Origin of the sequence: Rothia sp. HMSC065C03 (assembly GCF_001837295.1) — a bacterium.
GTDB lineage: Bacteria > Actinomycetota > Actinomycetes > Actinomycetales > Micrococcaceae > Rothia.
Window position 1 is genome coordinate 483,711 of record NZ_KV831978.1, and the last position, 24,730, is coordinate 508,440.

16 protein-coding genes are annotated in these 24,730 nt (G+C 58.7%); all 16 read left to right on the forward strand.

From position 1 onward, the window contains the following. Positions 1-116: 116 nt before the first annotated feature. The 16 genes from modA (at position 117) to rpoB (ending at position 24,675) form a co-directional block, all read left to right on the forward strand. Entirely contained in the window at positions 117-923 is an 807-nt protein-coding gene (gene modA / locus HMPREF2605_RS02240) for a molybdate ABC transporter substrate-binding protein (protein ID WP_070846813.1), read from the forward strand. A gap of 149 nt (positions 924-1,072) precedes the next feature. Beyond that, a complete protein-coding gene (locus HMPREF2605_RS02245; RefSeq protein WP_070831788.1) occupies positions 1,073-1,948 on the forward strand; it encodes an ABC transporter permease in 876 nt (291 codons plus the stop codon). A 124-nt stretch (positions 1,949-2,072) separates the two neighbouring features. Then, on the forward strand, positions 2,073-3,452 hold the full coding sequence (locus HMPREF2605_RS02250; protein WP_070846814.1) for a molybdopterin molybdotransferase MoeA: 1,380 nt from the start codon (positions 2,073-2,075) through the stop codon (positions 3,450-3,452). 108 nt (positions 3,453-3,560) lie between these two features. Further along, positions 3,561-4,061 (forward strand): cyclic pyranopterin monophosphate synthase MoaC, encoded by a 501-nt coding sequence (gene moaC / locus HMPREF2605_RS02255; RefSeq protein ID WP_044150196.1) that lies wholly within the window; start codon positions 3,561-3,563, stop codon positions 4,059-4,061. Positions 4,062-4,116: 55 nt separating this feature from the next. After that, positions 4,117-4,635: a MogA/MoaB family molybdenum cofactor biosynthesis protein gene (locus HMPREF2605_RS02260; protein WP_070846815.1), complete on the forward strand. Its 519-nt coding sequence runs from the start codon at positions 4,117-4,119 to the stop codon at positions 4,633-4,635. Further along, positions 4,625-5,131 carry a molybdenum cofactor biosynthesis protein MoaE gene (locus tag HMPREF2605_RS02265; protein ID WP_005504913.1) on the forward strand — a complete coding sequence of 169 codons (507 nt, stop codon included), beginning with the start codon at positions 4,625-4,627 and terminating at the stop codon, positions 5,129-5,131. The genes HMPREF2605_RS02260 and HMPREF2605_RS02265 overlap by 11 nt, the downstream gene beginning before the upstream one ends. Before the next feature lie 129 nt (positions 5,132-5,260). After that, a complete protein-coding gene (locus HMPREF2605_RS02270; protein ID WP_070846816.1) occupies positions 5,261-6,454 on the forward strand; it encodes a ThiF family adenylyltransferase in 1,194 nt (397 codons plus the stop codon). A gap of 78 nt (positions 6,455-6,532) precedes the next feature. Further along, a complete protein-coding gene (locus HMPREF2605_RS02275) occupies positions 6,533-10,252 on the forward strand; it encodes a nitrate reductase subunit alpha (protein WP_049353783.1) in 3,720 nt (1,239 codons plus the stop codon). Beyond that, positions 10,252-11,865 carry a nitrate reductase subunit beta gene (gene narH, locus HMPREF2605_RS02280; RefSeq protein WP_005504921.1) on the forward strand — a complete coding sequence of 538 codons (1,614 nt, stop codon included), beginning with the start codon at positions 10,252-10,254 and terminating at the stop codon, positions 11,863-11,865. The genes HMPREF2605_RS02275 and narH overlap by 1 nt, the downstream gene beginning before the upstream one ends. 3 nt (positions 11,866-11,868) lie before the next feature. Then, positions 11,869-12,609: a nitrate reductase molybdenum cofactor assembly chaperone gene (gene narJ / locus HMPREF2605_RS02285; RefSeq protein ID WP_005504922.1), complete on the forward strand. Its 741-nt coding sequence runs from the start codon at positions 11,869-11,871 to the stop codon at positions 12,607-12,609. Between the two features lie 26 nt (positions 12,610-12,635). After that, entirely contained in the window at positions 12,636-13,469 is an 834-nt protein-coding gene (narI, locus tag HMPREF2605_RS02290; protein WP_070642956.1) for a respiratory nitrate reductase subunit gamma, read from the forward strand. 30 nt (positions 13,470-13,499) lie between these two features. After that, a complete protein-coding gene (locus HMPREF2605_RS02295) occupies positions 13,500-14,720 on the forward strand; it encodes an MFS transporter (RefSeq protein ID WP_005504924.1) in 1,221 nt (406 codons plus the stop codon). A 286-nt stretch (positions 14,721-15,006) separates the two neighbouring features. Further along, entirely contained in the window at positions 15,007-17,847 is a 2,841-nt protein-coding gene (gcvP, locus tag HMPREF2605_RS02300; protein WP_070846817.1) for an aminomethyl-transferring glycine dehydrogenase, read from the forward strand. Between the two features lie 172 nt (positions 17,848-18,019). Beyond that, the gene (gene gcvT, locus HMPREF2605_RS02305; RefSeq protein ID WP_005508390.1) at positions 18,020-19,138 is read left to right on the forward strand and encodes a glycine cleavage system aminomethyltransferase GcvT; all 1,119 of its coding nucleotides are present in this window, start codon (positions 18,020-18,022) and stop codon (positions 19,136-19,138) included. Positions 19,139-19,414: 276 nt separating this feature from the next. Continuing rightward, positions 19,415-20,911 (forward strand): L-serine ammonia-lyase, encoded by a 1,497-nt coding sequence (locus HMPREF2605_RS02310; protein ID WP_070846818.1) that lies wholly within the window; start codon positions 19,415-19,417, stop codon positions 20,909-20,911. A gap of 257 nt (positions 20,912-21,168) precedes the next feature. Beyond that, positions 21,169-24,675, forward strand: coding sequence for a DNA-directed RNA polymerase subunit beta (gene rpoB / locus HMPREF2605_RS02315; protein ID WP_070846819.1), 3,507 nt, complete (start codon positions 21,169-21,171; stop codon positions 24,673-24,675). Positions 24,676-24,730: the final 55 nt, after the last annotated feature.

Genomic DNA, 24,730 nt, shown 5'->3' on the forward strand with positions numbered 1-24,730 from the left:
ACGACGAAGCAACGCCGCGTGTACAAGCTAGGGACGTACACGGAACGTCACATAAAGCCCGCACATGGACGCACCTCACCTTCAATAGCAGTACGAACCAACCAAGGAAATACCTCATGAAGAGCCCCCTCGCAGCCCTCAGCGCGCTCGCCGCAGCAACCCTCGCCCTCACCGGATGCGGCGCCACCCAGAGCTCCTCATCGTCCACCGCATCTGCAGCAAGCAGCCAGGCAGCCTCCGGCAAGGTCGAAGTCTTCGCCGCAGCCTCCCTGAACAACGCCGGTGCAGACCTCGAAAAGGCATACGAAGCCGCCAACCCGGGCGTAGACGTCACCTTCGTCTACGAAGGCTCCGCAAAGCTCGTCAACCAGATCGAGCAGGGTGCAACCCCCGACCTGCTCATCACCGCAGACACCAAGAACATGGACAAGGCAAAGAAGCTCGACCAGTTCTCGACTTCCGAAACCAACGTTCTGGTCACCAACAAGCTCGTGCTCGTCACCGCCGAAGGTAACCCCGGCAAGATCAACAGCCTTGACGACCTCAAGACCACCGAAGGCGTCGTCGCTGTCTGCAAGGAAGACGTTCCCTGCGGCACCATCGCCCACCAGGAACTGAAGAAGCACGACATCACCCTCAAGAACGCAACCACCGAAAGCAAGGTCACCGACGTAGCGACCAAGGTCACCACCGGTAACGCGGACGCGGGCTTCATCTACACCACCGACCTCGCCGCCGCCAAGAAGAAGGGCGCCAACCTCGGTTCCGTCGAACTGACCGACGTGGAACGCAACGAATACCCCGCAGCGCTGAGCAAGACCGGCTCCTCCTCCGAAGCCGCAAAGAAGTTCAACGAATGGCTGAAGAACTCCGATGAGGCGAAGAAGATCCTCACCGACTACGGCTTCAGCACCGCCAAGTAACGCTAGCGCCGTTCCGCACCGCTGAAACCCGGAGCGCAGAACGGACACCCGCAGGATGCGGCGGCACGCTCAACGAGCAAGCCGCCGCATCCTGAACGCGTCTCCTGCCGCGCTCTCAAGACCCCGAAGAAATACGCCGAGAAATACCCATGACAGACAGCACCGCAACCACCCGCCGCCGCGCCGGCGCCTCACGCACGCCCGGGAGCAGCCTCTTCGCCTCCGTGCCCGTGCTCTTCCTGGTTCCGGCGTCGCTGGGTATTTTCCTCATCGCGGGTCCGCTTCTCGGGCTCTTCCTCAACATCCCCTGGAGCCAGCTCGGCAGCATCTTCACCCCGCAGGTGCTCGGGGCGGCTAACCTCTCTCTCGGCACCGCCGCCGCATCCACCCTCATCTGTGGTCTTCTCGGCGCACCCCTGGCACTCGTGCTTTCTAAAGTGCTCAACCGCTCGCGGCTGCACCGTTTCGGGTCGGTCCTCTACGCCATCATCTACACCCCGGTGATTCTCTCACCGGTGGTCTCCGGCCTTGGGCTACTCTTCTTCTGGGGACGCAAAGGCATGATCGGTACCTACCTCTACCAGGCAGGAATCTCTATCCCGTTCACCTCGAACGCGGTGATTATCGCCCAGGTCTTCGTCGCCCTGCCCTTCTTTGTCGCCACCGCGGTTACCACCCTGCAAGCCATACCCCGTGAGTATGAGGAAATCGCTCTCGTCGAAGGCGCTAAACCCGCAGAAATCACTTTCAAAGTGTTGTTGCCCCTCGCCGCGCCGGGACTCGCCACCGCCTTTCTCCTCTCCTTCGCTCGTGCACTCGGTGAATACGGTGCAACCGTCACCTTCGCCGGCAACGTGCAAGGAAAAACCCAAACCATACCCCTCGCCATTGACCTAGCCATCAACAGCAGCGACATTTCCAGCGCCCTCGGAAGCGCCCTGATCCTCATCAGCCTCTACCTGGGAATCTTTGGGGTCCTCGGCCTGATTCGCGCCCTCAAAAAACTACGCGAAAGCACCCGATAAGCCACTCCGCCGCCTGCCCCGCATACCACCCGGCATACACCGGTCCTTAGGCAAAACTGCATTTACCAGCCCACAAACACACACCTACACTAGTCATAACCGCCACCGCACGATTGGAACCGCCATGATTTCCCCCGAATTCAATGGAACCCCTAGCACCGAGGAATACCGCGCCTACCTGGCGCTACTGTTGCGCGAAGTATTTATCGGCACCGCAGAAACGGTTCCCCTCTACCACGCGGCAGGACGCATCCTCGCGCAAGACGTCACCGCACGCATGGACGTACCCAGCTTCGACAACTCCCAAATGGACGGCTACGCCCTCACCGCGGCAGCCGTTGACCGCGAAGACCGTATCTTCACCGTCGGCCGCGAAATCCCCGCCGGACGCCCGCTACAGCGCTCCCGCTCCTCCGACGACCTGACCTACCCCATCATGACCGGCGCACCCATCCCCAAGGGCTACGACGCCGTCATCCCCGTCGAACAGTCTGAACGCATCGAATACCCCGACCTGCCCGAATCCTTCGGCCGCCCCAGCGAAAAGGTCAAACTCGCCCCCGGCAAGCCCGGACAGTTCGTCCGCCGCCGCGGTGAAGACGTCGTCACCGGCCAGGTACTCGCACGTGCCGGTGAACGCGTCACCCCCGCCCTGCTCGGTGCGCTCGCCTCCCAGGGTTATGCGCGCCTGACCGTTGCGGCAGGCCCCCGCGTGCTCGTATGCACTGGCGGCGACGAGATTCTTTCCGGTGTTGAAGAAGACGGCACCGCTACCTCGCAAGAGCTGGCTCAGGGGCAGATTTTTGACGCCAACGGCTCCATGCTCACCGCCATGCTCCGCGAAGACGGAGCGGAGGTGCGGCGCATCGCTATTGGTGATGACCCCATCGAGCTGCTGCACCGCCTCACGGCAGAATACGAGAGTTTCGCGCCGGACATCATCATCACCTCCGGAGGCATTAGCCACGGTAAATACGAAGTGGTGCGCAACGCCATCGCCAAGGCACACGAAGCCGACATCCTGGTGCCCGTCTCCTGGTTTGGGCATGTCAGCCAGCAGCCCGGCGGACCGCAGGGCGTAAATGTTCTCGATTTCAAGGGACACCGCGTGCCCATGATTTCCTTCCCCGGCAACCCGGTGAGCACCCTCATCTCGTACGCCCTGATTCTGCGCCCCTATCTGCGTGCCGGCGGCCCCTACGGAGTGCCCTATGCGGTCGCCTCCGAACAGGCAACGCTGAACAACGCACCGCGCGGCGTGCTCGTCACCGACACCCCGCTTACCGCACCGGCGACCAAGCGCCAGTTCCTGCGCGGTACCCTCGCCATGGTCGAGGTCGAGCCCGGAACCTACCGGGTGGAGCTCTACCCCGACGTGCTCTCCGGCTCGCACCTGCTACACCGCGCCGCACAGGCGGATGTGCTCATTGAGCTGGCGCCCGGAACCACCTACACCGGGGGAGAAGCGGTACCCTACCACCGCATCCGCCTCACCGATAACTAGGCGACGCACCCCCGCATTGTTCCCATCCAGAGCGACAGGGAATAATTGAGACTCACACTAACTAACGATTCGCGGCAGAAGAACACCGCGCAGAAGCCAGGAGAAACGATGACCTCTACCTCTCAGCCCAACCAGGAACTGACCCATGTGCGCGCCGACGGCTCGGCACATATGGTGGATGTTACGGAGAAGTCAGTTACCACCCGCACCGCCCTGGCTGAGGCGACTGTACGCACCCGCGAAGACGTTATCGCCATGATTTTTGACGCCGACCTGCCCAAGGGCGACGCACTGCCCGTCGCACGCGTCGCCGGCATTATGGGTGCTAAGCGTACCCCGGAAATCATTCCCCTCTGCCACCCGCTGCCCCTGGGCAAGATTACGGTGGACTTCGAACGCGGCACCGACTTCGTGCGTATTGAGGCTTCCGTGAAGACCCGCGGAGTCACCGGTGTGGAGATGGAGGCGCTCACCGCCGTCTCCTCGGCGGCTCTGACTGTTTTCGACATGATTAAGGCAGTCGATAAGCACGCCGTTATTACCGATATTCGTGTTCTGGAGAAGAGCGGCGGCAAGTCCGGCGACTGGTCCGTCCGCGAGGACTCCTAAGCCCCGGCGGAACACCGCCCCACCGCCATCTGGTAAATACAGAAAAGGAATTCCAATGAGTAGCGAAGAGTACACCATGCCGGAGAACCTGACTGGTCTGGTCATTGTCGCCTCCACCCGCGCAGCCCGCGGCGTGTACGAGGATAAGTCCGGCCCCATCGCCGTGGAGTGGCTGCGCTCGCGCGGTTTCGACACCCCGGACGCTGTGGTCATTGAAGACCGCGATATCGTCGAGTACTTCAACACCCTGGTCACCGAGGGGAAGAAGAACGGCACCTTGCCGACCTTCATTTTGACCAGCGGTGGTACCGGCCTGAACTCTGACGACCAGACCGTGGAGGCTGTACGCCCCCACCTGGACAAGGAAGTTCCCGGCATCATGCACGCTTTCTGGATGAACGGTCTGAAGAACGTTCCTGCAGCCGTGCTTTCGCGCGGTGTGGCGGGCGTGATTGACCGTACCTTCGTGATGACCCTGCCCGGTTCGCGCGGCGGTGTGAAGGACGGCGTGGCAACCCTCGACCCGCTCGTCGAGCACATTTGCCGCCAGATGGAGGACTACCATGACCACTAAGCCGCAGAACGAAGAATCCCTGGACCATTCGGGTGCGCACGGTGCTGAGCCGAGCGGCTCGACCGTGGTGTTCACCGATATTACGGAGGCGCCCCTGGAACCGCTGTACGCGGCGGCTAAGGCTGAGGTTATGACCGATGCTATGGGTGCCCTGGTAATTTTTGACGGCATTGTGCGCAACCACGATCACGGTAGTGCGGTGCGCGGTCTGTCCTATAGCGCGCATCCGCAGGCTCGTGAGTATATTGCCGAGGTTGCCGCCGAGGTCGCTGCTGAGCTGGACGGTGTGCGCCTGTGGGCTGTGCACCGCGTGGGCCCGATCGCTATCGGAGAGTCGGCTCTGACGGTGATGGCGGCGGCTGCTCACCGCGGCCGCGCGTTTGATGCCTGCGAGCTCGTTGCCGACCGTGTGAAGGCTCGTGTGCCGATTTGGAAGGAACAGGAACTGCTCGATGGCAGCATCGAGTGGGTTGGCGTGGATACTTCGCCCGCTTAGCCTTCTGAATATTCTGATATCTCTATATAAGCCTGTCAGGGGGATTTCTCTCGGGCAGGCTTATTCTCCTTGAGGCTTGGCGCCCTGAAAGCTCAAGCCACCCTCTATTACTTGATGTGAGGATTCCCTATGTCTTCTCAGCCTTCAACCGGCGCGAGCGAGCTCTCTGCCGCTGAGCATGCGTTCTACTCTCGCCAGCTGATCCTGCCCGAAATGGGTTATGAGGCTCAGCTGGCGCTCAAGGGTGCGCGCGTAGTGGTACTGGGTTCCGGTGGTTTGGGCGCTCCTGCCCTGCTGTATCTGGCGGGTGCCGGGGTTGGTCAGATTGTGGTGGTGGATGATGACTTCGTGGATACCTCGAATCTGCACCGCCAGGTGATTCATACGCACGCCAGGGTGGGCAATTCTAAGGCTGAGTCCGCAGCTGAGTCCTTGCGCTCGCTGAATCCTTTTATTGAGGTGTTGCCGGTGCGAGAGCGTTTGACGGAGGCGAATGTTGATGAGCTTCTGTCTGGTGCTGACCTGGTGCTGGATGGTAGCGATAATTTCGAGTCGCGTTATGTGGTGTCGGCGGCGGCTGCGCGTGCTGGGATTGCGCATGTATGGGCTGCGATCCTTGGTTTTGATGCGCAGCTGAGTGTGTTTTGGGCTGGTCGCGGTCCGGTGTATGAGGATTTGTACCCTCATGCTCCTGCTGCCGGTAGCGTGCCGTCGTGTAGTACTGCTGGCGTGGTGGGTGCTATGGCTGGCGTGGTGGGTGCTGCGATGGCCATGGAGGCGGTGAAGCTGCTGACCGGGGTGGGGGAGCCGCTCATGGGTGAGGTTGGCCTATATTCGGCATTAAGCGGAAGGTGGGAATATATACCTCTTGTAGCTAGCGTGCAAGCTGTACCTAAGAAAAGCGCTGTTTTGCCCCAAGAAACGAGTCATAAGCCCAAAAATCATGTAACAATTCGTAATATTTCTCAGGATTTTACAAGCTCTTCTGCTGACTCGAAACCCCGCTCGATGAGCGCTCAGGACCTTAAAAAGATGTCATCGGGTGAAAATATTGCCCTTTTGGATGTTCGTGAGCAGGTGGAGTTCAATGCCTTTGCAATTGACGGTGCCATTAACCTACCCCTCACTGAATTGCTTGAAGCGGCTCGAAATGACTCTCTCAAAGCCCTGATTGAGCGTAAAATCCCCGCAAATGCCCAGAAAATCGTTATTTACTGCACCGGATACACCCGAACGGTTGAGGCGGCTCGTGAAATAGCGCCTCTGGAGGAGCGTTCTGTGTACATGCTTGAGGGTGGAATTTCCGCCTGGCTTACGGTCTAAAACACCCTTATTTCGTATGAATTAGGCAAGGTTTTTATCTCGTATTTTCCATGCCAAATTTCCGATATATTGGGCAGTATGGAACAAGCATCACAGATTAAGGGCCCGGACGGCCCCCTTACCGATCAGCTGATCAAGTTCGGTAAGTTCTTCTCCCGCTGGGATGAGACTGAAGACGGCCGCGCCGTCTTCCGTGAAGGCGGCCGCGAAGGTGACGCCTTCTACCGCGACCGTTGGAGCCACGATAAGGAAGTTCGCTCTACCCACGGCGTGAACTGCACCGGCTCCTGCTCCTGGAAGGTGTACGTCAAGGACGGCATTATCACCTGGGAAGCACAGGAAACTGACTACCCCTCGGTTGGTCCCGACCGCCCCGAGTACGAGCCCCGCGGTTGCCCCCGCGGTGCAGCATTCTCGTGGTACACCTACTCTCCCACTCGCGTTAAGTACCCCTACGTTCGCGGTCTCCTGCTGGAGATGTACCGCGAAGCGAAGGCAATCCACAACGATCCCGTGGACGCCTTCCACTCCATCGTGTCCGACCCCGCCAAGCGTGCACGCTACGTGAACGCACGCGGTAAGGGTGGTCTGGTGCGCTCGACCTGGGCTGAGGCTCTCGAGCTGATGGCTGCTGCTCACGTGCACACCATCAAGTACTACGGCCCCGACCGTAACACCGGCTTCACCCCGATTCCGGCAATGTCCATGGCGTCCTTCAGCGCGGGTGTTCGCTACATCCAGCTGGCCGGTGGCGTCATGACCAGCTTCTACGACTGGTACGCTGACCTCCCCGTGGCTTCCCCGCAGGTCTTCGGCGACCAGACCGACGTTCCCGAGTCCGGCGACTGGTGGGACGCTGCATACCTCATCATGTGGGGTGCAAACGTTCCGCTGACCCGTACCCCGGATGCTCACTGGGTCTCCGAGGTCCGCTACCGCGGTACCAAGGTTGTCACCGTGAGCCCCGACTACGCCGACAACACCAAGTTCGCTGACGAGTGGCTACCCGCCCAGGCAGGTACCGACGCGGCACTGGCAATGGCGATGGGCCACGTCATCCTCAAGGAGAACTACGTCGACCAGCGTGTCGAGTTCTTCGAGGACTTCTCCCTGACCTACACCGACCTTCCCTTCCTGGTCACCCTGGAAACCCGTGAAGACGGCATTAAGGTTCCCTCCAAGTTCCTGACTGCAGCTAAGCTCGCTGGCGAGGCTGAGCAGCCGAACGCTGACTTCAAGCCCGTCCTGATGGACCGCGAGACCGGCGAGGTCTTCGTGCCCAACGGCACCATGGGTCACCGTTACGCTCAGGAAGACCAGGGCAAGTGGAACCTGGATTTGCAGGGTCGTAAGCCGATTCTGTCGATTCGCGACCTGCCTCAGGGCCAGACTGCAGCTGCAGAGATCAAGATGCCGACCTTCGACAACCCGAAGGGCCACGGCGACGTCATTACCCGCGGCGTGCCCGTAACCTACGTTGATGGTCACGAAGTTACTACCGTCTTCGACATCATGCTGGCACAGTACGGTGTGGGCCGTGAGGGTCTGCCCGGTACCTGGGCTAAGGACTACGAGGACTGGAACGTTCAGAACACCCCGGCATGGCAGGAGCAGATTACTTCTGTCCCCGCCGAGGCTGTTATTCGCGTTGCCCGCGAGTTCGCCAAGAGCGCCCTGGATTCCGGCGGTCGCTCCATGGTCATCTTCGGTGCAGGTATCTGCCAGTGGTACCACGCTGACACCACCTACCGCGCTATCCTCGCTCTGCTGAACCTGACCGGTTGCCAGGGCCGCAACGGTGGCGGTTGGGCTCACTACGTGGGCCAGGAGAAGGCACGTCCTCTGACCGGTCTGACCAACATTGCGAACGCTCTGGACTGGAGCCGCCCGCCGCGTCACATGATCGGTACCGGCTTCTGGTACATGCACACTGACCAGTTCCGTCAGGACGCGTACTCCACCGACTACCTGCAGTCCCCGCTGGCTAAGGGCGAGCTGCGCGACGTTCACACTGCTGACGTTGTGGCACGTTCTACCCGTATGGGCTGGATGCCGTTCTACCCGCAGTTCCCCGAGAACTCGCTGGATCTGGCAGACAAGGCAGAGCAGGCAGTGGCACGCGGCGAGGCTTCCTCGAACGCGGACTACATTGCACAGCGCCTGAACTCCGGTGACCTGGAGTTCTCCGTTGAGGACGTTGACAACCCCGTCAACTGGCCTCGTACCCTGACCCTGTGGCGTTCGAACCTGTTCGGTTCCTCCGCTAAGGGTGAGAGCTACTTCCTGAAGCACCTGGTCGGTAGCATGGACAACGTCCAGGGCTCCGACTCGGAGAAGCTGCCGAACGAAGTGAAGTGGGTTGAGGACGCGCCTCAGGGCAAGCTGGATCTGCTGGTCACCTCGGACTTCCGTATGACCTCCACGACCCTGCTGTCTGACATCGTTCTGCCGACTGCTACCTGGTACGAGAAGCACGATATCTCCTCGACCGATATGCACCCGTTCCTGCACGCGTTCTCCCCGGCAATTGACCCGCCGTGGGAGGCAAAGACCGACCACGAGACCTTCAAGGCACTGGCGTTTGAGTTCAGCCGCCTGGCTAAGAAGCACCTCGGCGTCCGTAAGGACATCGTTTCGGTCCCGCTGTTGCACGACACCCCCGGCCAGATTGCTCAGCCCGGCGGTCACGCACCCGACTGGAAGAACACCCCCGGTATGGTGGGCGTACCCGGCAAGAACATGCCGAACTTCGTCACCGTCGAGCGCGACTACGGCGCACTGTACGACATGTACACCACCGTTGGCCCGCTGTTCGATAAGCTCGGTGCAACCACCAAGTTCATCACTTACGACCTGAAGGACGAAGTCGCGAAGATGGCTAAGGAATTCGGTGTGATGGACTCCGGTAAGGGCGCAGGCCGTCCGGCACTGGATACCGACGTGAAGATTTCTGAAGCAATCCTCATGATTTCCGGTACCTCCAACGGTGAGGTCGCTGTCAAGGGCTTCAAGGAGCTTGAGAAGCAGACCGGTCTGCACCTGATGGACCTGGCAGAAGGTAACGAGGAACGTCGTATCACCTTCCCCATGACCCAGGCCGCACCGCAGCCCGTGATGACCTCCCCCGAGTGGTCCGGTTCGGAGACCGGTGGTCGCCGTTACGCTCCGTTCACCGTCAACATCGAGAAGAAGAAGCCGTTCCACACCCTGACCGGCCGTATGCACTTCTTCCTCGACCACGACTGGATGCACGAAATGGGCGAGGCTCTGCCGATTTACCGTCCGCCGCTGGATATGACCGGCCTGTACAACGAGCCTGAGCTCGGTACTACCGATGGTGTTTCGGTTGCTGTTCGCTACCTGACCCCGCACAACAAGTGGGCAATTCACTCGCAGTACTTCGATAACCACTACATGCTGAGCATGTTCCGTGGCGGTCCGACTGCATGGATGAGCCCGCAGGACGCTGAGAAGATTGGCGTCAAGGATGGCGAGTGGATTGAGTGTGTGAACACCAATGGTGTCTTCGTCGGCCGTGCGGTTGTTTCGCACCGTATGCCCGAGGGCGTTTGCTACGTCTACCACGCTCAGGAGCGTATGGTTAGCCCGAAGTCTGAAGTCACCGGTAAGCGCGGTGGTATTCACAACTCGGTGACCCGTATTCTTCTGAAGCCCACCCACATGATTGGTGGCTACGCTCACCAGGCGTTCGCCTTCAACTATCTTGGACCGACCGGTAACCAGCGAGACATCGTCTCGTACATCCGTCGCCGTAAGTCCCAGGAGGTAACTTTCTAATGCGCGTTATGGCACAAGTTGCTATGGTGATGGCGCTCGATAAGTGCATCGGCTGCCACACCTGCTCCGTGACCTGTAAGCAGGCATGGACGAACCGAGCCGGTACCGAGTACGTCTGGTTCAACAACGTTGAGACTCGTCCCGGTCAGGGTTACCCCCGCCGTTACGAGGATCAGGAGAAGTGGAAGGGCGGCTGGGTGCTGAACAAGCGCGGTCGTTTGGAGCTCAAGAGCGGTAACCGCTTCCAGAAGCTCTTCACGATCTTCGCTTCCCCGATTCAGCCCGAGCTGAACGACTACTACGAGCCCTGGACCTACGATTACCAGAACCTGACCAGTGCTCCTCTGGGTGATGACTTCCCGGCTGCTAAGCCGGTCTCCCTCATCACCGGTGAGGACACCAAGGTCGAGTGGGGTATGAACTGGGACGACAACCTGGCTGGTGCGACCGAGTACGGTCACCTGGACCCGCTGGTTGAGAAGGTTCGCAAGAAGGCTGAGGACAAGATTAAGTTCGAGTTCGAGCAGACCTTCATGTTCTACCTGCCTCGTATTTGTGAGCACTGCTTGAACCCCTCCTGCATGGCTTCTTGCCCCTCCGGCGCTATCTACAAGCGCGCTGAGGACGGTATCGTTCTGGTTGACCAGGACCGTTGCCGCGGTTGGCGTCAGTGCATCACCGGTTGCCCCTACAAGAAGGTGTACTTCAACCACAAGACGGGTAAGGCTGAGAAGTGTACCTTCTGCTACCCCCGTATTGAGGCTGGTATTCCGACCGTGTGTGCTGAGACCTGTGTTGGTCGTATGCGCTACATCGGTATCTTCCTCTACGATGCAGACCGCGTGACTGAGGCTGCTTCGGTCGAGGATGAGAAGGATCTCTACGAGGCTCAGCTGTCGCTGATGCTTGATCCTTCGGATCCGGCTGTGATTGAGCAGGCTCGTAAGAACGACATCCCCGATGCGTGGATTACTGCAGCTCAGAAGTCGCCCGTGTACAAGCTGGCGAAGGAGTGGAAGGTGGCTCTGCCCCTGCACCCCGAGTACCGCACCATGCCGATGGTTTGGTACGTGCCGCCGCTGTCTCCGATTGTTGACCTGCTCAAGGAGCAGGGCCACGATGCAGAGAACAGCAACAACCTGTTCGGCGCTATTGAGTCTCTCCGTATTCCGGTTGAGTACCTGGCTGAGCTGTTCACCGCTGGTGACACTGAGGTTGTTACTAACGTTCTGCGCCGCCTGGCTGCGATGCGTTCGTACATGCGTGACATCAACCTCGGTGGCGAAGGCAACGAGGAGATTGCTCAGGCAGTTGGCATGACTGGTCAGCAGGTGTACGAGATGTACCGCCTGATGGCTATCGCTAAGTACAACGAGCGTTACGTCATTCCGAAGGCTCACATGGAAGACGCCCACAACCTTGAGGAAATGGGCTGCTCCTTGAGCGTGGATGGCGGACCCGGCATGTACGGCGATGCGTTCAACGACATGGAGGGTCGCCCGACCCCCGTGTCCACCGGTGTCTACGAGGCTAACAACAAGGTCAGCTTGTTCAGCTGGGACGGTTCTTCCCGTCCTGACGGCCTCTTCCCGAATACCACCGGAAAGAAGTAATAAGTGGCTGGATTCTTTTCCAAGCTCATGGGCAAGGCCGGTTCCGAGGCTACTGTCTCGGAGCCGGCTCAGCCGGAGAACCCGTTTGATATCGATTACGGTCCCGGCGAGGATAAGGACTCGGTGATTTACCAGGTGAGCGGTATGCTCCTGGGCTACCCCGATGAGGAGACTCTGAAGGTTCTGCCTGAACTGGTGGAGATTACCGCTTCCACCCAGGATGAGGCTTTCATTGCTGCCGTTGATGCGGTTCAGCAGTGGCTGACTTCTAAGGACCTGGAGGATGTGCAGTCCGAGTACGTGCAGGAGTACGACCTTTCACGTCGTCATTCTCTGCATCTGTCCTACTGGACCGATGGTGATACCCGCCGCCGTGGTGAGACGCTCCTGCGTTTTAAGCAGATGTACCGCGACTCCGGTATGTTGACCGTTTTGAATGGTGAACTTCCGGACTACCTGCCGCTGGTGCTGGAGTTCTGTGCGTTGGTGGATCGCCGTAAGGGACGTTCCGCTTTGCAGGCGTACCGTCCGTCCCTTGAGCTTCTTCGTCTGTCCATGAAGGACGGAAATCTGCCCCACTACGGGTTGTTGCAGAGCATCTGCGATACCCTTCCTGGCGTCTCTCCGCAGACTCAGGAGGAGGTCCAGAAGATGGCTGGCTACGGCCCTCCCGTCGAGACTGTTGGCCTGAATGGCTACGCTGATCATCAGCTGCTCCAGCAGGCTTCGGCTCGTTCTAACTAGTTTTATCCCTTGTGAGGAGACAACACGTGTACGTACTTGCTTCTGAGAACGCAGGACATGCTGCACAGGCTGTAGCCGATCCGGGTATTGTTGACATCCTGCTGTGGGGCGTTCTGCCCTATGTTGCACTGGTCATTCTGATTGGTGGCACCATTTGGCGTTACCGTACTGACCAGTTCGGATGGACTACCCGCTCGTCCCAGGTCTATGAATCGAAGCTGTTGCGCATCGCTTCGCCCCTGTTCCATTACGGTCTTGCGGCCGTTTTCCTTGGCCACGTTGGTGGTCTGCTGGTGCCTAAGGCATTCACCGACCTGGTCATTTCGGAGGACACTTACCACATTGTGGCGCTGGCTGGCGGTTCTGTTGCTGCGGTCGCAACCATTGTTGGTATGTTTGTTCTGATTGGTCGCCGTGTTTCGAACTCTCGTGTGCGTTCGGCTACCACTCGTAATGACGTTTTCATGTATGTCGTTTTGGTTCTGGTGATTCTCGCCGGTACTGCGGCTACTCTAATTTCGGCAGTGAACCCCTCGGGTGGTTTGCCTCCGGTGAATGGTCACGAGGTTCACTTCAACTACCGTGAGACCATTTCTGTGTGGTTCCGTTCGCTGTTCTACTTCCACCCTGAGGTGGCTCTGATGGTGAATATTCCTGTGGCTTTCAAGATTCACATCGTGGTGGCTATGGTTCTGTTCATCATTTGGCCGTTTACCCGCCTGGTGCATGCACTGACTGTGCCCCTGCACTACCTCTTCCGCCCCTACACCGTGTACCGCTCTCGTGGCGGCCAGCGTGTTGGTGCACGTCGAGGTTGGGATCCGGTTGGTACTCTCCCGCGTGAGCGCGCCGACCGCTAATACACATATCCATATTGCAAAAGAGGAAATATGAGCACCCCTGCTGCACCGAGCTACGACCTGAAGAATGGTCAGCTCCGTAACGTTCTGCTTGCAACCTTCGCCTCGACCATTGGTTTCTGGGCGTGGACCGTTGTTGGCCCGCTGGCCAAGATGTACGCAAAGCAGATGCACCTGGACGCTGGTATGACCAGCCTTCTGGTTGCTATGCCGATTTTCATCGGCGCTATCGGCCGTATTCCCGTTGGTGGTCTGACTGACCGCTACGGTGGTCGTATTATGTTCACCGCTGTTCTGGCGATTAGCGCACCCCTGGTCTTCCTGGTTGGTGTTGCTGGTCAGATGAACTCGCTGCCCATGCTGCTTGTTGTGGCGTTCTTCCTGGGTATTGCGGGTACCGTGTTCGCTGTGGGTATTCCCTTCAGTTCCGCATGGTATGACGCTTCCAAGAAGGGTTTTGCGACCGGTGTGTTCGGTGCCGGCATGGTGGGTACTGCAATTTCTGCATTCGCTACCCCCCGCCTGGTGCAGGGTATTGGTTACTTCCAGACTCACGTTCTGATTGCTGTTATCTGTGCTGTAACCGCTGCTATCTCTTTCTTCTTCTTGAAGGATTCCCCGGCAACCATCGGCCGTGAGGTTACTCCGCTGATGCCGAAGATTGTTCAGGCATTCAAGGTGAAGACCACTTGGCAGCTGTGCTTCCTCTACGCTGTTGTGTTCGGTGCGTTCGTGGCATTCTCGAACTACCTGCCTACTTACCTGAGCAACATCTACAACTTCAACGCTAACGACGCTGGTATGCGTGCGGCTGGCTTTGCGGTTGCTGCTGTGATTGCTCGTCCCTTCGGTGGTGTGCTGGCTGATAAGTTCGGTCCGAAGATTATCACCCTCATCTCCCTGGGTGGTGTGGTGATCCTGGCAGTTATTACCGCGTTCCAGCCTGATGCTGAGCACGTGTATGGTGCTGTTTTCATCCTGATGGCTGCTCTTCTGGGTCTGGGCCACGGCTCGGTCTTCGGCTGGGTGGCTCGTGCGGCTGATCCGAAGAACGTTGGTGCGGTGTCCGGTGTGGTTGCTGCTGCTGGCGCTCTGGGTGGTTTCTTCCCGCCGCTGGTGATGGGTGCAACCTACAACCAGGCTGAGAACAACTACTTCATCGGTCTGATGCTGCTGGCTGTGACTGCGGCTCTGGCTTTCCTGTCGGCATTCCTGGTGCCGCACGGTGGCAAGCCCAACCACGCTAAGTAGGTTCTTCTAGTACATCCTTCTGCAGGATGTATGCGAAGTTTGCTTTGACTGAGTCCGGCTCGTTTTCTCTTCGGAGGGAACGAGCCGGACTTTGTGCTTTTCTGCTGTTTTGTCGTCTGACAGGGGTGGGCTTTGGCGAGGCAGAAGAGTTTGATGTTTGGGCATGTCGAATGTTGGTAGAGCTAGCGAAACTTTGTGGAGATGTGGGACACTTTAAAGTGTTCGACTCGTCGCAATAGCGCGACGTGACCCCTCTACGGTTTGCGCCGACCAATAGGAGAATCCTATGTCCTTTATTGATCGTCATCTCGGCCCCCGTTCCGCAGACGCAGAGCAGATGCTCGAAACCCTGGGATACTCTTCCCTGGATGCGCTGATGGACGCTGTCGTCCCCTCCCAGATTCGCCTTGACGGCGAATTGCAGCTGCCTGCTCCGCTGTCGGAGCATGAGGCTCAGGCAAAGATTGCCGGCTATGCTGCGAAGAATAAGGTTCTCGCCCAGATGATTGGTGCCGGATACTACGATGCAGTAACTCCCGCGGTTCTGCGCCGTAACATTCTGGAAAACCCCGGTTTCTACACTTCTTACACCCCGTACCAGGCTGAGATTTCTCAGGGCCGTCTGGAGGCTCTGCTGAACTTCCAGAACACCGTGATGGAGCTGACCGGCCTGGAGATTGCAAACTCCTCCCTGCTGGATGAGGCATCCGCAGTAGCTGAGGCAGCTGTCATGATGCACCGTGCGAACCGCAAGGTGAAGAATGGCTTCTTCGCGATTGACTCCCGTTGCCTGCCTCAGGTTATTTCGGTGACTCGCGGCCGTGCAGAGATGCTCGGCATTCCCTTCGTCATTACTGATTTCTCTGAGGGTCTGCCCGAGGGCGACCTGTACGGTATCGTCCTGGCGTACCCCGGCAATGAAGGCGATATTCGCGATATTGAGCCGCTGATTAAGGCCGCTAAGGAGCGTAACGCCCTGGTCACTGTGGTCGCTGACCTGTTGGCTCTGACCCTGCTGAAGTCTCCGGGTGAGCTGGGTGCTGATATCGCTGTGGGTAACACTCAGCGTTTCGGTCTGCCCTTCTTCTTCGGTGGCCCCCACGCTGCGTACATGGCTGTTCACAAGGGCATGGAGCGTACCATGCCTGGCCGTCTGGTGGGTGTTTCTAAGGATTCGGCTGGTAAGCCTGCTTACCGTCTGGCTCTGCAGACTCGTGAGCAGCACATTCGCCGTGAGAAGGCTACTTCCAATATTTGTACTGCTCAGGCTCTGCTGGCGATTGTTGCTGGCGCTTACGCGATGTACCACGGTCCTGAGGGTCTGCGCGCTATCGCGGACCGCCTGCACACCAATGCTGCTCGTGTTGCTACTGCGCTGAAGGCTGCGGGCTACGGTATCGCTCACGATACTTTCTTCGACACTGTCGTGGTGGAGGCTGCTGGCCGTGCTGACGAGCTGGTTGCGAAGGCTCTGGAAGCTGGCGTGAACATCCGCCGCTTCGACGAGAACCGCATCGGTATTTCCGTGGGTGAGTCTCACGGTGAGGAGCTGCTCAAGGGCCTGGTTGAGGCTCTGGGCGGCACCCTGGGCGAGGCAGATGCACAGTACGATCTGCCCGCTGAGCTGCTGCGTACTGATGAGTACATGCAGCACCCGATTTTCCACAAGTACCGTTCCGAGACCGAGATGATGCGCTACCTGCGTCACCTCGCTGACAAGGATCTGGCACTTGACCGCACCATGATTCCGCTGGGTTCGTGCACTATGAAGCTGAACGCGGCCGCTGAGATGGAGCCCATCTCCTGGCCTGAGTTCGCGAACATCCACCCGCTGGTCCCGGAGGATCAGGCTGAGGGCTGGCACGAGCTGATTAAGGATTTGAGCGAGTGGCTGGTTGCTATTACCGGTTACGATGCTATCTCGCTGCAGCCGAACTCGGGTGCGACCGGTGAGTACGCTGGTCTGCGCGCTATCCGTTCCTTCCATGAGGCTAACGGTGACCACGAGCGCGATACCGTCCTGATTCCGCTGTCTGCTCACGGCACCAACGCGGCATCTGCTGCTCTGGCTGGTCTGAAGGTTGCCGGTGTGGCAACTGCGGCTGACGGTTCGATTGATGTTGACGACCTGAAGGCAAAGATTGAGAAGTACGGCCCCAAGGTTGCCGGCATCATGATTACCTACCCTTCCACTCACGGTGTGTTTGAGGAGCAGGTTGCTGAGGTGTGCCAGCTGGTTCACGAGGCTGGCGGCCAGGTGTACCTGGATGGCGCGAACCTGAACGCTCAGATGGGCTTCGCTCAGCCCGGTAAGTTCGGCGGCGACGTTTCGCACCTGAACCTGCACAAGACCTTCTCCATTCCTCACGGTGGTGGCGGCCCCGGTGTTGGCCCGCTGGCTGTTCGTGAGCACCTGGCGAAGTTCCTGCCCGGTGACGCATACCGCGCTGATGCTGAAGGTAAGCTCCCCAACGATGCCGCACTGCCGATTTCGCAGGCGTTCTTCGGTTCTGCCGGTGTTCTGCCGATTAGCTGGATGTACATTGCGATGACTGGTGCTCAGGGTCTGAAGGACTCTTCGCAGTACGCGGTTCTGAACGCTAACTACATTGCGAAGAAGCTCAACGACAAGTACCCGGTGCTGTACACCGGCCCCGGCGGTCTGGTCGCTCACGAGTGCATCCTGGACCTGCGTCAGCTGACCGATCAGTCTCACGTGACTGCTGAGGATGTCTGCAAGCGTCTGATGGACTTCGGCTTCCACGCTCCGACCCTGGCGTTCCCGGTTCCGGGCACCCTGATGGTTGAGCCGACTGAGTCTGAGTCGAAGGAAGAGCTGGACCGCTTCATTGAGGCAATGGAGACCATCTACGATGAGATTATCGAGGTGGCTGAGGGCAAGGTCGCTGTGGAGGATTCGGTTCTACGCAACGCACCGCACACCGTTGATGTGGTGAGCGCTGATGAGTGGGATCGCCCCTACAGCCGTACTCAGGGAGCTTTCCCTGTCCCGAGCCTGCGCGCTAATAAGTACTTCACTTCGGTGGGTCGTATTGATGGCGCTGGCGGTGACCGTAACTTCGTGTGCGAATGCCCCCCGATGGAGGCTTTCGACCTGGAAGCATAAGGAGCCTGTAACGCTCCTGGGTAGGCTGTAGCGGTCTACCTGCCTCACCCGTCCTCAGGTTCCTGGGGGCGGGTGGGGACCGCCTCCGCAGCGTATCTCGTGTCTGTGGGGGTGAACTAAATCTACGACGATTGAACGATAACAGCACAAGGCTGTGCGTGAGGAGAATCTAATGTCCCCCAAGAAGACCTCTCTGTACTCTGTCCACGAGAAGCTTGGCGCTTCTTTCACCGACTTCGGCGGCTGGGATATGCCCCTGAAGTACGCTAATGACGTTGCTGAGCATGAGGCTGTCCGTACTCGTGCCGGTATTTTCGACCTGTCCCACATGGGTGAGTTCCGTGTGACCGGTCCGGATGCGGGTGCGTTCCTGGATTACGCTCTGGTGTCGAACATGTCCATCCTGAAGGTCGGTAAGGCAAAGTACTCGATCCTGGTCAACGACAAGGGCGGCGTGATTGACGACCTGATTACTTACCGTCTGGGCGATGAGGAGTTCATGGTCGTTCCGAATGCTTCGAATATTGACACTGACTTTGCTGCGATGAGCGAGCGCCTGGGTGATTTCAATGTTGAGTTCGTGAACGAGTCGGAGCAGACTTCCCTGGTGGCTGTTCAGGGTCCTCGTGCTGAGGAGATTCTGCTGGCCGCTGGTGTTTCTGATGAGGAGGCTGTCCGCGAGCTGAAGTACTACGCTTCGGTGCCGCTGACTGTTGCCGGTGTTGATGTTCTGCTGGCTCGTACCGGTTACACCGGTGAGGACGGCTTCGAGCTGTTCGTTCCGAATGAGAACGCTGTTGAGCTGTGGGATAAGCTGGCTGCTGCTGGTGAGCCTTTCGGTATGATTCCTGCCGGCCTGGCTTCTCGTGACTCCCTGCGTCTTGAGGCTGGTATGCCGCTGTACGGTCATGAGCTGGGTCTTGAGATTACTCCGTTTGAGTCCGGTCTGGGCCGTCTGGTTGAGATCGCTCTGGAGAAGAAGGCGGCTGACTTCGTTGGTCGTGAGGCTCTGACTGAGCTGGCTAAGAGCGAGTCGAAGCGCATCCTGGTTGGTTTGAAGGCTCAGGCGAAGCGTCCTGCTCGTGCCGGTTCTAAGCTGGTGGATGCTGAGGGCAATGAGATTGGTGAGGTTACCTCCGGTATTCCTTCCCCGACTCTGGGCTTCCCGATTGCTATGGCGCTGGTGAACCGTGAATTCTCTGAGGTTGGTTCTACTGTGGATGTTGATATCCGCGGTAAGCGTGCTCCGTTTGATGTTGTGGCTCTGCCGTTCTACAAGCGTGAGAAGTAAGAGTTTTTCTGCAGGTAATCTGTAGGGTAGAGGCGTCGTGTCCTGTGTGGGCACGGCGCCTTTTCTGCGCCGTGAGGTGGGCGTTGAGTGGTGGGGGAGTGTATGAGGTGTTCTGAGCCTTAGTTTGTGCTGGTTCTGAAGTGCGTTAGGATTAGAGCGGCCAGTCAAGGGTGATTGTCCGCACTTATAGACCGCAGATTGATGTGTGGTTCCTCCATTGAGGGGCGCGTATCTTTTGGCGCGGTGCACAGACATTATTTATTTGAAGGACAGAACGTGGCTATTAACCAGAGCGCGCCCAGTAGCGCCCAGAAGAAGGCAGAGGCTCTGCCGTATGACATCAGTGTTTTTGAGATGTTCAGCGTTGGTGTGGGCCCTTCGAGTTCGCATACGGTGGGGCCGATGCGCGCTTCGAACCGTTTTGTGGCGGAGCTGATTGATGAGGGTCTGCTGGACCATGTGACGGGTGTGCACATTGACCTGTATGGTTCGTTGGCGGCTACGGGTGCTGGTCACGGCACGATGAGCGCTGCGTTGAAGGGTCTGTGTGGTTTTGTTCCGGAGACGATCAATATCGCTGAATCTGAGGCGATGATTGAGCGTAATAGTGTGGACGGTACCTTGCCGTTGGCGGGTTATCCGTCCTCTGCTTACGGTGTGACTGCGCCCGGTGGTGAGGAGCAGAAGGTGTACGGCCCGGTGGTGAAGTACCGTGAGCTGGATATGACTCTGCGCCCTCTGACGGTTCTTCCGCGCCATACGAATGGTATGAAGATCGCGGCGTTTGCGGGTGAGCAGCTGCTGTTGGAGCGCACCTACTATTCCATTGGTGGCGGCTTCATTGTTGAGGGTGATGAGGAGGCGACCGGTGGCGCGTCGCTGATGAATCCTCCGTATCCGTTTGGTTCGGCCGCTGAGTTGCTGGAGATGGCGAATGAGTCTGGTCTGTCGATTGCGCAGTTGAAGATGGCGAATGAGTGTTCGCTGCGTTCTGAGCAGGAGGTCCGTGACGGCATCTTGCATATCTACCGTGTGATGAAGGAGTGCATTGGCTCTTCTTTGGCGCGTGTGGGTTATTTGCCGGGCCCGCTGAAGGTGCGTTGCCGTGCGGGTGCGTGGCATCGCGATCTGATGGTGGAGGATCCTTCGAAGTCTCCTGAGTTCGCTATTGACTGGGTGAACCTGATTGCTTTGGCGGTCAATGAGGAGAACGCTTTTGGTGGTCGCGTGGTGACTGCTCCGACGAATGGTGCTGCGGGTATTATTCCTGCGGTGCTGCATTACGCGATGAATTACACGCAGGGTATCCGCCATTGCGGTCAGGCTGCTCGTGATCAGGCGGTTGTTGATTTCTTCTTGGCGTCTTCTGCTGTGGGTGTGCTGTATAAGAAGCGCGCGTCGATTTCTGGTGCTGAGGTTGGTTGCCAGGGTGAGGTGGGTAGTGCCTCCTCGATGGCTGCTGCCGGTTTGGCGCAGGTGATGGGTGGTACTCCTGAGCAGGTTGAGAATGCTGCTGAGATTGCGATGGAGCACAACTTGGGTCTGACGTGTGACCCGGTGGGTGGTCTGGTGCAGATTCCGTGTATTGAGCGTAATGCGATGGCTGCGTCGAATGCTGTGACGGCGGCTCGTATGGCGTTGCGTGGCGATGGTACGCACCGTGTGTCGTTGGATCAGGTGATTGAGACGATGCGTCAGACCGGTTTGGATATGTCTCACCGTTATAAGGAGACGTCTATGGGTGGTTTGGCTGTGAATGTGGTGGAATGCTAGGTGCACGCTGTGGCAGGTTTGCACTCCTGATGAGGGTGTGGTAGACAGAAGGGATTTCTTCCTGTATTGTTAGTATTTACGCTTTCCCTAACCTTTGTGCCTTCATATAGCGGTGGGCACGGGCTGAAGGTGACGTTTTTCCGTCCGACTCTATAGCTTCGAGCACCGTTTTATTCGGGGGCTGAGGTTGTCGTGTCGCTGGTAATGTCGCCGGGAGGCTGATTGCTAACAGACATGTCTGTGGAAGGATCCCCATTTTGGTCGCTTCGAGCACCTCTAACCATGACGCCGCTAACGGCGCAGAGAACGTCTCGCGCCGAATTTCATTCGCGAAGATTAACGAACCGCTGAAGGTTCCCAACCTGCTTGCTATCCAGACCGATAGCTTCGACCGCCTCGTGGGTAACGAGCGCTGGGTGGAGCGTCTGGAAAAGGCGCAGGCTGCTGGTGACACTTCTGTCCCCGCTCAGTCCGGTCTGGCTGAGATTTTTGAAGAAATCTCCCCGATTCGTGACTTCCAGGAGACTATGCAGCTCTCCTTCTCTGAGCCTGAGTTTGCTGACCCCAAGTACTCTGTTGAGGAGTGCAAGGACCGCGACGCAACCTACTCGGCTCCGCTGTACATTAAGGCTGAATTCATGAACCTCGCTACCGGCGAGGTCAAGCAGCAGACCCTGTTCATGGGTGACTTCCCCCTGATGACCGAGGCCGGTACCTTCGTTATTAACGGTACTGAGCGTGTGGTCGTTTCTCAGCTGGTGCGTTCCCCCGGTGCTTACTTCGAGAAGGCTCCGGACCGTACCTCCGATAAGGACATTTACTCTGCCCGCGTGATTCCTTCCCGCGGTGCATGGTTTGAGCTTGAGATTGATAAGCGCGACCAGGTTGGCGTGCGTCTGGACCGTAAGCGTAAGCAGTCCGTGACTGTTCTGCTGAAGGCTCTGGGCTGGACCGAGTCCAAGATCCTGGCTGAGTTCGGTCAGTACGACTCCATCCGCGCAACCCTGGAGAAGGACTCCGTCAAGGACCGCGACGAGGCTCTGCTGGACATCTACCGCAAGCTTCGTCCGGGCGAACCCCCGACGGTTGAAGCTGCCCAGGCTCTGCTGGACAACATGTACTTCACCCCGCGCCGCTACGACCTGGCGAAGGTTGGCCGTTACAAGCTGAACCGTAAGCTCGGCGTGGACGTTCCCATGGATTCCCCCGAGGCTTCCGTTCTGAGCCAGGACGACATCGCTCAGATGATTCGTTACCTCTGCGCTCTGCACGCAGGCGAGACCAGCATCCCCGGCGTCCGTGACGGCGAGGAGATCTCCCTCAAGATTGATATCGACGACATCGACCACTTCGGTAACCGTCGTATCCGCACTGTGGGCGAGCTGATTGAGAACCAGATCCGTACCGGTCTGTCCCGTATGGAGCGCGTGGTTCGCGAGCGCATGACCACCCAGGACGTGGACGCTATCACCCCGCAGTCCCTGGTGAACATCCGCCCCGTCGTGGCAGCTATCAAGGAGTTCTTCGGTACTTCTCAGCTGTCCCAGTTCATGGACCAGAACAACCCGCTGGCAGGTCTGACCCACAAGCGTCGTCTGTCCGCACTGGGTCCGGGCGGTCTGTCCCGTGACCGTGCAGGCATGGAAGTTCGAGACGTCCACCCCTCGCACTACGGTCGTATGTGCCCCATTGAAACCCCTGAAGGCCCGAACATTGGTCTGATCGGTTCGCTGGCAACCTACGGTCGCATCAACTCCTTCGGTTTCATTGAGACCCCCTACCGCGTGGTGACTGACGGCCGCGTGACCGATGAGGTCCGCTACCTGACCGCTGACGACGAGAAGTCTGTTGTTATCGCACAGGCAAACGCACCGCTGAACGCTGACCGCACCTTCGCTGAGAACGAGGTTCTCTGCCGCGCGGGCGATGGTTCTGGCGAAGCTGTTCTGGTTGCTCCCGGCGCCGTTCAGTACATGGACGTCTCCCCGCGCCAGATGGTGTCTGTTGCTACCGCTCTGATTCCTTACCTGGAGCACGACGACGCTAACCGAGCACTGATGGGTGCTAACATGCAGCGTCAGGCTGTGCCCCTGCTGGAGTCTGAGGCTCCCGTGGTTGGTACCGGTATGGAGAAGTACGCAGCACTGGACTCCGGTGACTCCGTGCTCGCGAAGAAGCCCGGTGTGGTTTCCTCCGTGGACGCTAAGACCGTTATCGTCCGTAACGACGACGGCTCTGTCTCCACCTACCCGATCATGAAGTTCTCCCGCTCGAACCCGGGTAACTGCTACAACCAGCGCGTTGTGGTGAAGGAAGGCCAGCGCGTCGAGTACCGCGACGTTATTGCTGATGGCCCCTCCACCGACGGTGGCGAGCTGGCACTGGGTAAGAACCTGCTCGTGGCATACATGCCGTGGGAAGGTCTGAACTACGAGGATGCGATCATCCTCTCCCAGCGTATGGTTTCTGAGGACGTGCTGACCTCGATTCACATTGAGGAACACGAGATTGATGCCCGCGACACCAAGCTGGGCCCCGAGGAGATTACCCGCGATATCCCGAACGTGTCCGAGGATGTTCTCTCGGCTCTGGACGAGCGCGGCATCATCCACATCGGTGCTGAGGTTGAGGCTGGCGACATCCTCGTCGGTAAGGTCACCCCCAAGGGTGAGACCGAGCTGACCCCCGAGGAGCGCCTGCTGCGCGCAATCTTCGGTGAGAAGTCTCGCGAGGTTCGCGACACCTCCCTGAAGGTTCCTCACGGCGAGTCCGGTACCGTCATTGGTATCCGCATCTTCGACCGCGAGAACAACGATGAGGACGATCTACCCCCGGGCGTGAACCAGCTGGTCCGCGTGTACGTGGCTCAGAAGCGTAAGATTACCGACGGCGACAAGCTTGCAGGCCGCCACGGTAACAAGGGTGTTATTTCCAAGATCCTGCCGATCGAGGATATGCCCTTCCTGGAAGACGGCACCCCCGTGGACGTTATCCTGAACCCGCTGGGCGTGCCCGGTCGTATGAACATTGGTCAGGTTCTGGAAGTCCACACCGGTTGGCTGGCTAAGCAGGGTTGGAAGATTGAGGGCGAGCCCGAGTGGCTTAAGCACATGCCGAACTTCCCGAAGGAATCCGGCCCGACCCGCCTGGCAACCCCGGTGTTCGACGGTGCCCACGAGGACGAACTGTTCGACCTTATGGACCACTCGAACCCGAACCGCGATGGTGACCGTCTGATCAACCGTTCCGGTAAGGCACGTCTGATTGACGGCCGTTCCGGTGAGCCGTTCCCGGATCCGATTTCGGTTGGTTACCAGTACATCCTGAAGCTGCACCACCTGGTGGATGACAAGATTCACGCTCGTTCCACCGGTCCGTACTCGATGATTACCCAGCAGCCTCTGGGTGGTAAGGCGCAGTTCGGTGGTCAGCGCTTCGGTGAGATGGAAGTGTGGGCGCTGGAAGCATACGGCGCCGCATACACCCTGCAGGAAATCCTGACCGTCAAGTCCGATGACGTGGCGGGCCGTGTGAAGGTTTACGAGGCTATCGTGAAGGGCGAGAACATCCCTGAGCCGGGTATCCCCGAATCCTTCAAGGTTCTTATCAAGGAAATGCAGTCTCTGTGCCTGAACGTCGAGGTGCTCTCCACCGACGGCAAGATTATTGAGATGAGCGACTCGGAGGAAGAAGGCTTCCGGGCAGCAGAAGATATGGGCGTGAGCCTGACCCACGACGAGCCTAGCTCCGTCGACGAGGCATAAGCACCGCCTCCTTCTAGGGTGGGGAGCCCCGCATGCGCTCGCGTGCGTTGTGGGG